Here is a 12261-nt window from a genome sequence, read left to right as displayed (position 1 = left end):
TAAAGAATAACCAATAAAACGATCTTCAGGTCATAAGTAGCTAGCCATATGGAATCGAATATTTCTGGCTACTTATGGGCAGTGCAAACAGTACCATCAGTTTGGTGGCTTTCAGGGCAATGTGTTCCAGTTGTTCGCTTTTGCCTTGTTTATAGAGGGCGGCGAATTTTGGCGCGACCACCAGGTTGACCGCCATTAGTACAAAGCTGGTGAGCATGGCGGTTCGCTGGGCTACGGCCAGAATGGCCAGTTCTTCTGGTGGAACATAGGCACCGGAGACCAACTGACCTGCCCACTGAACGCCTAAGCCCATCAGTGCTACCCACCAGAGGGGGAGGCAGCTTTGCCAGAGTGTGGCTGTCGGGAACTGTTTCACACCACGCCACTTTATGTCCGGTTTGCGTAGCCACCAGATCAGGGAGATAAGCATGGTCAGCAGACAGGCCAGGGAATAGAAGGCGGCTGTTGTTTGAGCGGTGGTGGCCAAACCTAACAGCAGGGCTGCTGATAATAATAGTTGCGCCAGTATGTTAAGGGTACTGACGGATTTTATTACATCACCTACAGCCTGAAGCGCATGGGCATTCAGGGTCAGTAATGCAAACAAAACCACTGAAGGTGACATAGCTTGCAGGGCTGTGGTTGCACCTGGTTTATCCAGAATGTGTTCTGCGAGCCAGGGGCTGGTGAAGTAAAGTAACACTCCAAGGCTGGTAGAAAAGAGGAAGGCCCAGAGAGTACCGGTTTTATGGGCCGCACTGGCTTCGTTCCAGTATTTTTCGGCTTTGCTGCTGCCGATGAAGCGAAGGAGGCTGTTGGGCAAACCGAGTTGTCCGGTGGCTGCCAGAACCTGTATCACGGTAAATGCCAGGAAGTAGTAGCCTGCCTGTTGGGGGGCAGAGTTCTGGCGATGATCAGGTTTAGGAGGAAGCCTGAAGCTGCGCCGAAAGCGCGGACGGTGAATGCCAAGGCGGATTGGAATAGGAGGCTTTTGCGGTTGTTGGTTAGTTTAGTTTGGATGGTTGTTAACACGATTACTCTGAAAACTTATTGACTTTATGCACGATGAAAGACCTGACCCTGGTTTTTGACCCTGGTTTTGCTGGTTTTGTGACCCTGGTTTTCTTATATGGATACTTTCCGCCTCAAGTTGTTTGAGGTGGGTTAGGTGTTTTTTTTCAGTCATAGGATTTATTTAAGAGAGAGTAAAAGATGCTGGAAGCTTGAGGCTGGAAGCAGAACGAGTAGGCTTCCAGCTTCAACTTTCCAACAACATCATATTTGCCAAAATATTATCGGTTAGAAGATAGATTGTAAGGTAGTCTGCACTATTTATATGGGGTGTTCGCTTTGGCAGCCAATATCGGCCGTGGGCAAGCCAATTCCGGTAATCGATAGCTTTCTGGAAATCATCTAACCGGGTCTTATGCTCCGGGAATAATGATCTCCATGCCGTTAAAATATCATCTGTTAAAGAAGCTCTATTGGCTTTCTGCTGATGAATTTCCCGAAACTTCCGGGAAAGAACGTCTTTATGCTTGTTCTGGCAACGAATCAGATAATCGATTCTGAACCGGGCTTCCAAAGCCGCTAACAACTCAAGGGAGCAAGTACGATCAAGGATGGCTTTTTTTTCTTTTAGTTCTTTCTCCAGTTCACTTTTTGAGTAACCAATAAAACGATCTTCCGGGCATAAGGTCAGGTAAAATGCTTCAAGCCCTGATTCACAATCTTCATAATATTTGCCAATCTCATCAATGGTGGAATGAGAAAAAGAGAAAGACACCTTGCCTTTAGCCTTGTTATAAGGAGACTCAGGCATTCACTACTTCCATCAAGGCATCAAAAAAATTGTCTTCATCAAACTCAGCAAACGAAATTCTATTTGAAACCTTAAGTACAATCTTCCAGCCCCATTCTTTTTCGGCTTTTTTGGTCTCCTCACTTAATGCACCAGAGTATGAAGTCATAACACCAGGGCCATGGCTGTTTTTATCGGCGAGGACAAACTGAATACGCCCACGGGCACCTTCCATATCAATCCGACCTTTGGTACCAATGAGCAAAGTGCCAACAGGTGTAATTTTAAGGTTCTGCTGAGCAAACTGAACCAGCATTTGTTGAGTCTGATAGGAACCGATATTGTCTTCAGTCAGTTCAATTACTTTATATTGATAATCAAGAGAGTTGTTATCTTTGTAGGGTTTGAACCATTGCTCAAGGGTGTCATAAAACTGGGCGATGAAGCCTAACCACTCATCGCGCTGCTTATCCCAATCTATACGCTCGTTACCCTGATCATCTGGGCCATTATGACTTTTCAATAGTTCTTCAAATGCTTTCCTGCCCATCTCTTACTCCATCATTCATAACCATTTACAGACGATTATAGCTCTGGAAGAGCTAAAAGCTGTAAGTTTTGAGCTGTAAGGCTGTAAGGCTTTAAAGTTTAAAAGGCATCAAACATACAGCTTACAGCTCTTAACTTTAGAACTTTAGAGCTATAGAGCTATAGAGCTTTACAGCCAAAATCAAGAAGGTTTCCGCCAAACCGCTAGCGTATTAAAGCCTAATCGACGCTTAACCATCCCAACCGCAAGAAGGTTCTGGCTGGCCAAGGCAATGGCTGTCGCCACCGCCGCACCAGTCACCCCATATAAAGGTGTTAAGACGAGAGCAAGGATGATGGCCATAGGGCCACTGATAAAGACAACATTGCGCAAGTCGCGCTCATGGCCACTCATGGATAGCAAGTAACCTACAGAGCCAGTCATCACATTCACAAACTGCCCTAGTGCCAGTATGCGCAGCAGGTTGGCACCGCTTTTATACTGCTCGCCAAACAGCCACATTAGCCATTCTGGGAAAATCAGCATAAAGCCCACAATGGGCAGGGCGAACAGCACCATCAGTTTGGTGGCTTTCAGGGCGATGCGTTGCAGTTGTTCGCTTTTGCCCTGTTTATAGAGGCCGGCGAATTTTGGGGCGACCACCAGGTTAACCGCCATTAGTACAAAGCTGGTAAGCATGGCGGTACGCTGGGCTACGGCCAGAATGGCCAGTTCTTCCGGTGGAACATAGGCACCGGAGACCAACTGGCCTGCTCACTGTACGCCTAAGCCCATCAGTGCCACCCACCAGAGAGGCAGGCAGCTTTGCCAGAGTGTGGCTGCCGGGAATTGCTTAACAGCACACCACTTTATGCCGGGTTTGCGTAGCCACCAGATTAGGGAGATAAGCATGGTCAACAGACAGGCCAGGGAGTAGAAGGCGGCTGTTGTCTGGGCTGTGGTGGCCAGGCCCATTAGCAGGGCTGCGGCCAGTAACAGTTGCACCAGGATATTCAGGGTGCTGACCGATTTTATAACATCGCCTAGGGCTTGCAGGGCGTGGGCGTTCAGGGTAAGCAGGGCGAACAAAACCACTGAAGGTGACATGGCCTGCAAAGCAGGGGTTGCATCTGGTTTTTCCAGAATATGTTCTGCCAGCCAGGGGCTGGTGACGTAAAGTAATACTCCTAAGCTGGTGGCGAGCAGGTATGCCCAGAGGGTGCCGGTTTTATGGGCGGCGCTGGCTTCGTTCCAGTTTTTTTCGGCTTTGCTGCTGCCGATGAAGCGGAGCAGGCTGGTCTGCAAGCCTAAAAGACCCGTTATGGCCAATACCTGGATAACCGTGAATGCCAGGAAGTAGTAGCCTGCCTGTTGGGGTGGCAGGGTTCGGGCGATGATTAGGTTTAGAAGGAAGCCTGAAGCTGCGCCGAAAGCGCGGATGGTGAAGGCCAGCGCGGATTGGAATAGGAGGCCTTTGCGGTTATTGGTTAGTTTAGTTTGGATGGTTGTTAACACGGTTAATTTGAAAACTCTGGAAACTTATTGACTTTATGCACGATGAAAGACCTGACCCCGGTTTTTGTGACCCCGGTTTTTGACCCCGGTTTTCCCGGTCTCTTTAAACCGTGCTTCAATAGCATCAATGACATGCCCGGCCGCCCCATTACCGGCATTCACCACCAGTTTCAGCCGCTTCAACTCATCCGGTTTGATATACCCAAGAATATGATCCACATAAGCCGACAGATTAGAAACTTCCCGATAAGCCCCCCATAAAGCCTTATCTTTTCCTCCGTGCCTCCGTGCCTCCGTGCCTCCGTGGCAAAAAAATCACCAGCCAAAGACATCTCCCTCAATCCGGTATCGCCAGAAATCGGTTTACTCTCCTCCCGAACCAGCTTCATCCCGTTATAGTCTTTCGGATTATGGCTGGCGGTCACCATAATGCCCCCATCCGCCTTCAGGTGCGAAGTGGCAAAATAAACCTCTTCAGTGCCACACAGGCCAATATCAATCACATCCACACCACCGGCCCGCAACCCATCACTCAGAGCGGTTTTCAGTTCCGGAGTAGAAAGACGAATATCACCCCCCACCACCATCGTCTTGGGCTTAAGGTATTCAGCCGTCGCCCGGCCAATCCGCCAGGCAATATCTTCATTCAATTCATCAGGCATACGGCCACGGATATCGTAGGCTTTGAAGCAAGAGAGCGTAGACATTAATCAGAACCTTTCGATAGCATATGTGCTATCATTTAATCCATGAAAACCATTGTATTTGATACCAGCTGCTTTATTTCGGCGCTTCTCGGTAGCGGAGGAGCAAGCCGTGAAATTCTCAGGCTATGCCTGAACCGGCAATTAAACCCGCTAATGGGCAATGCACTTTATACCGAGTATGAGTCACTGTTAAACAGACCTTCGCTCTGGCATAAGAGTCGAACCACGGCAGAAGAACGGGAACAGGTGCTTAATGCATTGCTAAGTATGACCCGTTGGGTAGAGATCTATTATCTGTGGCGACCCAATCTGCCAGACGAAGCCGATAATCACCTTATTGAGCTGGCCATGGCTGGCGGTGCCAGCCATATCATCACTAAAAATATAAAAGATGTCGGGAGGGGTGAACTACGGTTTGACCACCTGACCATCTGTAAACCAGAAGACTTTATCAGGGAGATCAGACAATGAGCGTACTCACCATTCGACTGACCGAAGAAAAACACGAGCGCCTGAAGCAACTGGCCAAATCCAGGAATATCAGCCTCAACAAGCTGATGGATGAATTATCAACCATTGCCCTGGCAGAGTTTGATACCTATAACCGTTACCTGGCCAGAGCAGAATCAGGCAATCCAAAGGAAGCCCTGAAAATACTGGACCGGCTGGATGACCGATTATGAGTGAATCGGAATAGGTTTAAGGAACGCTGCCCGCCCCCCGCTACCCGCTTCCCGTAAAAGAAAAGTTCCGTGCTTTTTCGGGCAGCGGGAGGCGGGCAGCGGGCGGCGTCAATCAAGTTCTTCCGTAAGTATCCTCAAACCGCACAATATCATCCTCACCCAGATACCCGCCGCTCTGTACTTCAATCAGTTCAAAGTCGAACTTGCCCGGGTTTTCCAGCCGATGCACCACGCCAATGGGGATATAGGTGGACTGGTTTTCGGTCAGCAGAATTTCCTGATCGCCATTGGTGACCACGGCAGTACCTTTAACGGCAATCCAGTGTTCGGCACGGTGATGGTGCATCTGCAAAGAGAGCTGTGCCCCCGGCTTAACGGTAATGCGCTTAACCTGGAAGCGGTCGCCCATATCGATGGAATCATAAGCCCCCCAGGGGCGGTAAACTTTCCGATGCAGTTTTGCCTCAGTGCGGTTTTCTGCCTTCAGTCGGTCAACAATCTTTTTAACATCCTGCACCCGATCCTTATGGGCCACCAGAATGGCATCATCGCTTTCGGTGATTATCAGATCCTCAACACCCACGGTAGCAATCAACTTTTTTTCACTGCGCACATAGGTGTTGTGGGTATCCTGCAACAGAACGTCACCCTGAAAAGCGTTACCGGACTCATCTTTTTCACAGATATCTGCCAAAGATGTCTAGGAGCCTACATCGGTCCAACCCGCATCAAGAGGAACGACAACGGAGTCGGTGGTTTTTTCCATCACGGCATAATCGATAGATTCATCCGGGCAAGTATGAAATGCGGCTTCATCCAATCGAACAAAATCCAGATCAGTGCTCTCAACTGCCATCGCCTTTTCACAGGCTTGCAGAATATCGGGGCGGAACTTGTTCAGCTCTTCCAGGTAGCGGGAGGCCTTAAATAGGAACATACCGGAGTTCCAGTAATAGTCTCCGGAAGCGAGATAACCCTGGGCCGTTTCAAGGCCAGGCTTTTCAACAAAATTTTCTACCAGAGCAACCTGTTTACTATTGCCTATTAACTCTTTACTGGCCTTGATATATCCATAACCTGTTTCCGGATGAGTAGGCACAATCCCGAAAGTGACCAGCTTGCCATCACGAGCTGCAGGCAATGCGGCCTCAACTGCCTGATGGAAAGCCTTAACATCTTTAATTACATGATCCGCAGCCAGCACCAATAACAGTGGCTCTTTTTCTTCAGAAACGGCTTTAGCTTTTAAAGCTGCCAGTGCTACCGCAGGCGCAGTGTTCCGACCTGCTGGCTCCAGAATTATGGCCGAAGCCTGCTTTCCCATCTGCCGAAACTGTTCAGCCACCAGGAAACGGTGCTCTTCATTGGCAATCACCAGCGGGGCAGAAACAGAATCCAGGCCATCCAATCGTGATACGGTGTTCTGCAACATGGTCTGATCATTCACCAGCGGCAGAAACTGCTTCGGATATAAAGCACGAGATTGGGGCCAGAGACGGCTACCGGAGCCACCAGACATAATTACAGGGATCAAAGTCATAAGTTTTTGCGCTATCGAAGGGATTCGTAGATCGTGCTTTAAGTAGCTTTACTTGTTAGCCAAAATTTTTAGAGTTTCGTGTTCACCATACACAATAAAAAAACTGTTTAGTAAACTCTCTTTGGTGTTGTACCGCAGGGGCTCAAACTCAGGAGACACCACACTGCCCCCGGCACGTTCCACCACACACTGCGCTGCTGCTGTATCCCACTCACTGGTCAGGGCAAAGCGGGGATAAACATCGGCAGCACCTTCGGCAACCAGGCATAGTTTGAGAGAGCTACCCATAGAAACCAACTCGCATTCACCCAGCTTTTCAATAAATGCTTTGGTCTCATCGCTCATATGAGAACGACTGGCCACCACATTCCAGGGGCGATCATCGCCATGAGTCGCAACGGATAGCTGCGCTGGTTCAGACCCCTGATCCTGCCGGTAAGCTCCATTCTCATCAGCAAAATAGAATCGTCTCAACACGGGCGCATAGACCACACCCTTAACCGCTTTGTGATCTTCAATCAGGGCAATATTGACCGTAAATTCGCCGTTACGCTTAATAAACTCCTTAGTGCCATCCAGCGGATCAACCAGCCAGTATTTCGACCACTGCTGCCGCTCATCCCAGGGAATGGTTGAAGACTCTTCCGACAGTACCGGCACATCCGGCGTCAAAGCCTTAAGCCCTGCAACAATCACCTCATGAGCGGCCAAGTCTGCCTCTGTCAGTGGACTCTGGTCATTCTTCTCATAGGTGGCAAAATCACGTTCGTAAATATTGAGAATCGCATCGCCAGCCTGATGGGCGATGTTCAGAATATCCTGAATCATTTTTTCTCCTTAAAAAAGCTGTAAGTTGACAGCTGTAAGCTTTAAGTTAAAAGCGCTTGGAACTTACGGCTTAAAGCTTATGGCTTACAGCTTTTTTCAATAATCCCTCTCTCCCCCAGGTACTCAACAACCTTCCGGGCACATTCACTCAGTGACAGTTCAGAAGTGTTAATAACCAGCTCCGGGTTTTCCGGCTTTTCATAGTCGGAGTCGATACCAGTGAAGTTTTTGATTTCACCTTTACGGGCTTTTTTATACAGTCCTTTCGGGTCTCGCTGTTCACAGACTTCCAGCGGGGTATCAATAAAGATTTCAATAAACTCGCCATCGGGCAGCATTTCCCGAACCATTCTTCGCTCTGAAGTAAAGGGGGAAATAAAGGCACTCAATACAATCAGGCCCGAATCAACAAACAGGTTTGAAACTTCACCAATACGACGAATGTTTTCTACCCGGTCTTCATCACTAAAGCCAAGATCCTGGTTTAAACGATGCCGAACATTATCTCCATCCAGAACATAGGTATGGTGACCAGTTTCAAACAAAAGCTCATCTACAGCATTAGCGACAGTGGATTTTCCGGAGCCACTCAGCCCGGTAAACCATAACAGGCATGGCTTCTGATTTTTCTGGGAGGAACGCATTTCCCGCGTCACTTTATGGTGATGCCAAACGATATTCATTAACAAAGCTCTTGGATAGCCGTAAGTGGTAAGCTTTAAGTCGTAAGCTTTAAGCTGTAAGTTAAGAGCTTTTACTTACAGCTTACGGCTTAAAGCTTACGGCTTTCTTTTCTTAAAAAGGGAAAAACAAAGGAATAAGTGCCAAAACACAAACGCTATAAACAACAGAAAGCGGCAACCCCACCCGTACAAAATCCTGCACTCGGTAATTGCCGGCACTGTAAACCATCAGGTTGGTCTGGTAGCCGAACGGGGAAATAAAGCTGGCACTGGCTCCAAAAATCAGGGCGATAATAAATGGCAGTGGCTCTGCTTCCCAGCGGTTGGCCATCTCCATAGCAATAGGGAAAACCAGTGCAGCCGCAGCATTGTTGTTAATTACTTCGGTAAATAACAGGGCCAGCAGATACACGCCAATCAAAGCACCATATACACCCCACTGGCCAAAGACCGAGTTGATCGCACCAGCGATAGACCCAGCCACACCCGTGGTAATAATGACTTGGGCAATACCAAGGGTGGCGGCCACAATGGCCAGCATTTCAAACGGGAACCGGCGGCGAATCTCTTCCAGGGTCAGTACTTTGGTAACAATCAAGCCTCCCAGTAGAAACACCAGCCCTTCCATCAGCGGCAGCACACCACTGACAGATAACCCAAGAGTCAACAGAAAACCTGCCAGTACCAGCACGCTTTGGATGGGCGAAAGGGCGTGCTCGACCTCAATACCATTAATCAGGTAAAAGTTACGCTCCAGGTTGGTATGCTGGCTAAAGTCCTCACCCACCGCCAGCACCAAACTGTCGCCTGTGCGCAGGGTGATATTACCCAATGAACCTTCAAGTCGTTCATTGCCACGACGAATAGCCACCACTGCCGCATCAAACTGAGTACGAAAATTAATTTCCCGGACAGTTTTACCCACCAGTACCGACTGATGGCTGATATAAGCCTCCGCCAGATTGTTCAGCAGTGGGTCACTGTCTGATTCATGGGAGCCATGGAACAGTTTTAAACCAGGGAACTTCTGTAACAGCGGTACGGCACTGACATCACCGGAGAACACCAGCACATCACCATCCCTGAGCCGCTCACAAGGTGCCACCGGGCTGATCAGTTCGCCATTGCGAACGACTTCTACCAGAAACAAACGCCCCAAGTGCCGCAGGCCATTTTCCATAATGCTTTTGCCAATCAGGGGAGAGTCATCGGCAACCCGAGCCTCAACAAAATAGTTCTGCAGATCCCGGTCTGCCATTTTGCGCTCCGGCAGAAACCGATAACCCAGCAACGCAGTCATCAAACAGCCCACACTGACCATCACCAGTCCAAGGGGTGTAATGGTAAAAAAGCCCAGCGCCCCAAAACCCTCCTGAATAGCCAGGGAGTTCACAATCATATTGGTGCTGGACCCAATCAGGGTTAACCCACCACCAAAAATCGAAGCGTAGGAGAGAGGAAGCAACACCCTTGAGGCCACAAACTGTCGGTTACGGCTGATGGTACTGATTAACGAAGCGACCACAGCCGTATTATTCACCACCGCCGAGGCAGAACAGACCACCCCAAACAACTGACAAACCCCTCGGCCATAACTACCTCGCAACAACCGATCTCCAAGCCCTGAAACAAAAGGCGTTTTCTGCAAAGCCAGAGAAATCAGAATCAACAGCACCAGCGTAACCAGCGAGGGATTAATCACATTGGCCAGAGCACTTTCCAACTCAATCAACCCCAGGGCAACAAACACCCCAAGCGCCCCCATAAACGCCAGCACCGGCCGCACCCGACCGGACACCAACGCCCCGATCAATAGGCCGAGCGTAGTAAAAACAATGATTTTCATTTTTTGCGAAGAAAAAAAAGCTGTAAGTTATTAGCTGTAAGCTTTAAGTTGAAAAGCTCTTTACTTACAGCTTAAAGCTTACAACTTACAGCTTCTTCACCTCCCAATGCGGAAAGTATTCCCGAACCAGCGCATTCATCTTCAGCTCGAACTCTCGCATCCGCTCCGGCGTCATCTCGCTTTCAGCTTCCAGCTTCAAGCCTCCAGCTTCGGCTTTGCCGATTACCATCCCGGCACCCACGGTAATATTGGTCATCCGATCAATAACGATAAAACTACCGCAGGCAGGGTTCTTTTCGTAAGGCTCAAAGACAATAGGCTGACTGGTGCAGAGCTGGCAGGTACCAATCTCATTCAGGGCCAGCTGATGGGCTTCTTCCTGTTCGAGAGTGTTAACGTTGGTGCGATGGTAGATGGTTTCTACACGTCCATAGACGTTTTTAGCGGCAAACTTTAAGGCGTATTCACGACCGGGCACCATGGCCTGTTCACTCATCCATACCATGTTGACATCCAGCACATCGCTCACTTCCGGAAGCTGATCGCTGCGCACCAGCATATCGCCCCGGGAGATATCGATCTCATCATCCAGCGTCAGGGTTATGGCCTGGTCAACAAAGGCATCGGGTTGTTCGCCATCAGGGGTATAAACCGCTTTTACCGTGGTCTGTTTACCCGCAGGCAGAACGGTTACGGCATCACCCTTATGAATTTCACCGGAGGCGATGGTTCCACAGAACCCACGGAAATCCAGATTAGGACGATTGACATACTGAACAGGAAAACGGAAAGCGCCGTAATCCTTGTCATCCGTTACCGTTACGGTTTCGAGAAGCTTCATCAGAGTAGCGCCGGGGTACCAGGACATCTGCTCACTGGTCTCTACCACGTTATCGCCACGCAGGGCAGAGATAGGCACAAAGCGGATATCGCCAATATTCAGCTGGTCAGCAAACGCCTTATAGTCTGCTTTAATTTCCCGGAATTTATCCTGAGAATACTCCACCAGATCCATCTTGTTCACCGCCACAATCACATGGCGAATACCCAGCAGATTGACAATAAAACTATGCCGTTTCGTCTGGGTCTGCACCCCATGGCGGGCATCAATCAGAATAATAGCCAGGTCACAGTTAGAAGCCCCGGTAGCCATATTACGGGTGTACTGCTCATGCCCGGGGCAGTCGGCAATAATAAATTTGCGCTTATCGGTGGAAAAATAGCGGTAAGCAACATCAATGGTAATGCCCTGTTCCCGCTCGGACTGAAGGCCATCAACCAGCAACGCCAGGTCAAACTCTTCATCGGTAGTATTAAACTTTTTAGAATCCTGCTTAATCGCCCCTAACTGATCTTCAAAGATCATCTTGGAATCATGCAGCAAACGCCCGATCAGGGTTGACTTCCCATCATCCACATTACCGCAGGTAAGAAAGCGCAGCATATCTTTCGATTCATGCTGCTTCAGATAGGCGAGGATGTCTTTTTCAATTAATTCGGATTGGTTCATTTTTTCAGCGAAGCTGGAAAAAAGCTGTAAGTTTGGAGCTGTAAGTTTGAAGCTGTAAGTTTGAAGCTGTAAGCTGTAAGTTTTTTTCCGCTTTTAACTTACAGCTTATGGCTTACCACTTAAAACTTCCCTCGCTTAAAACTTCCCTCGCTTAAAACTTTCCCCGCTTATAGATTTGGATAAACTGAACAGCATGGAGGATATTTCGCGGGTATCTTGCAGCCAGCTTTTACCGGTCTGGCTTTCGATATAACCAATCTCCATGCCAATGTATATTTGGGTTCGCAGCTCTGCGCAGGAACCGTTGGCAATAGAAAGGAAGTGAACTTTTTCTTTACTGCTGTTGCGTGCCATTCCTTCTGCGATATTACTGGGTACAGATAGACCAGACCGTGTTATCTGGTCTCGGAACCCATAATCCCGAAGGCGTTTCAACTCTTTATACAACTGGGCTGAGAGCCGTGCAGACCGTTTCCAAACCTCTAACTTCTCAAAATTCATAAGTTGCTCTTTTTTTATCACCAAAAGAGCACAAAGATAGCAGAGGTTTTTAAAGCTATAAGGTTTATAGCTGTAAGTTTGAAGCTGTAAGCTTTAAGTTGAAAAGCTTTTTCTTACA

12 protein-coding genes and 2 pseudogenes are annotated in these 12261 nt (G+C 48.6%); 2 read left to right on the top strand and 12 right to left on the bottom strand.

The features are described from left to right. Positions 1-40: 40 nt before the first annotated feature. The 6 genes and pseudogenes from J7439_RS17050 to J7439_RS17025 all read right to left on the bottom strand — a co-directional run. A complete protein-coding gene (locus J7439_RS17050; RefSeq protein WP_209203166.1) occupies positions 41-859 on the bottom strand; it encodes an MATE family efflux transporter in 819 nt (272 codons plus the stop codon). Positions 860-1258: 399 nt separating this feature from the next. Further along, entirely contained in the window at positions 1259-1822 is a 564-nt protein-coding gene (locus J7439_RS17045) for a hypothetical protein (RefSeq protein ID WP_209203165.1), read from the bottom strand. Then, on the bottom strand, positions 1815-2351 hold the full coding sequence (locus tag J7439_RS17040) for a hypothetical protein (RefSeq protein ID WP_209203164.1): 537 nt from the start codon (positions 2349-2351) through the stop codon (positions 1815-1817). Before J7439_RS17040 ends, J7439_RS17045 begins: the two co-directional genes overlap by 8 nt. A gap of 180 nt (positions 2352-2531) precedes the next feature. Continuing rightward, positions 2532-3095: an MATE family efflux transporter gene (locus J7439_RS17035; protein ID WP_209203163.1), complete on the bottom strand. Its 564-nt coding sequence runs from the start codon at positions 3093-3095 to the stop codon at positions 2532-2534. Between the two features lie 9 nt (positions 3096-3104). Next, entirely contained in the window at positions 3105-3845 is a 741-nt protein-coding gene (locus J7439_RS17030; protein WP_209203162.1) for an oligosaccharide flippase family protein, read from the bottom strand. A gap of 93 nt (positions 3846-3938) precedes the next feature. Continuing rightward, positions 3939-4552: pseudogene (locus tag J7439_RS17025) on the bottom strand (phosphohexomutase domain-containing protein); the annotation flags it as partial. Positions 4553-4594: 42 nt separating this feature from the next. Here J7439_RS17025 and J7439_RS17020 point away from each other — a divergent pair. Beyond that, on the top strand, positions 4595-5023 hold the full coding sequence (locus J7439_RS17020) for a putative toxin-antitoxin system toxin component, PIN family (RefSeq protein WP_209203161.1): 429 nt from the start codon (positions 4595-4597) through the stop codon (positions 5021-5023). Then, a complete protein-coding gene (locus J7439_RS17015) occupies positions 5020-5235 on the top strand; it encodes a toxin-antitoxin system HicB family antitoxin (RefSeq protein ID WP_209203160.1) in 216 nt (71 codons plus the stop codon). Before J7439_RS17020 ends, J7439_RS17015 begins: the two co-directional genes overlap by 4 nt. 112 nt (positions 5236-5347) lie before the next feature. On the opposite strand, the pseudogene J7439_RS27220 reads toward J7439_RS17015, so the two are convergent. From J7439_RS27220 to J7439_RS16985, 6 genes and pseudogenes are all read right to left on the bottom strand, one after another. After that, positions 5348-6775, bottom strand: a pseudogene (locus J7439_RS27220) (mannose-1-phosphate guanylyltransferase/mannose-6-phosphate isomerase). A gap of 48 nt (positions 6776-6823) precedes the next feature. Then, a complete protein-coding gene (gene cysQ, locus J7439_RS17005; protein WP_209203159.1) occupies positions 6824-7603 on the bottom strand; it encodes a 3'(2'),5'-bisphosphate nucleotidase CysQ in 780 nt (259 codons plus the stop codon). Between the two features lie 77 nt (positions 7604-7680). Beyond that, positions 7681-8286: an adenylyl-sulfate kinase gene (cysC, locus tag J7439_RS17000; protein WP_209203158.1), complete on the bottom strand. Its 606-nt coding sequence runs from the start codon at positions 8284-8286 to the stop codon at positions 7681-7683. Positions 8287-8398: 112 nt separating this feature from the next. Continuing rightward, complete coding sequence (locus J7439_RS16995; RefSeq protein WP_209203157.1) at positions 8399-10132, bottom strand: SLC13 family permease; 1734 nt, start codon at positions 10130-10132, stop codon at positions 8399-8401. A gap of 85 nt (positions 10133-10217) precedes the next feature. Then, positions 10218-11642, bottom strand: coding sequence for a sulfate adenylyltransferase subunit CysN (gene cysN, locus J7439_RS16990; protein WP_209203156.1), 1425 nt, complete (start codon positions 11640-11642; stop codon positions 10218-10220). Between the two features lie 135 nt (positions 11643-11777). After that, a complete protein-coding gene (locus J7439_RS16985) occupies positions 11778-12143 on the bottom strand; it encodes a four helix bundle protein (RefSeq protein WP_209203155.1) in 366 nt (121 codons plus the stop codon). Between the last annotated feature and the right edge of the window lie 118 nt (positions 12144-12261).

Origin of the sequence: Salinisphaera sp. G21_0 (genome assembly GCF_017744115.1) — a bacterium.
Lineage (GTDB): Bacteria > Pseudomonadota > Gammaproteobacteria > Pseudomonadales > Endozoicomonadaceae > Endozoicomonas.
The sequence above is the reverse complement of the archived record's forward strand: the minus strand, read 5'-3'. Positions and strand labels throughout refer to the sequence as shown.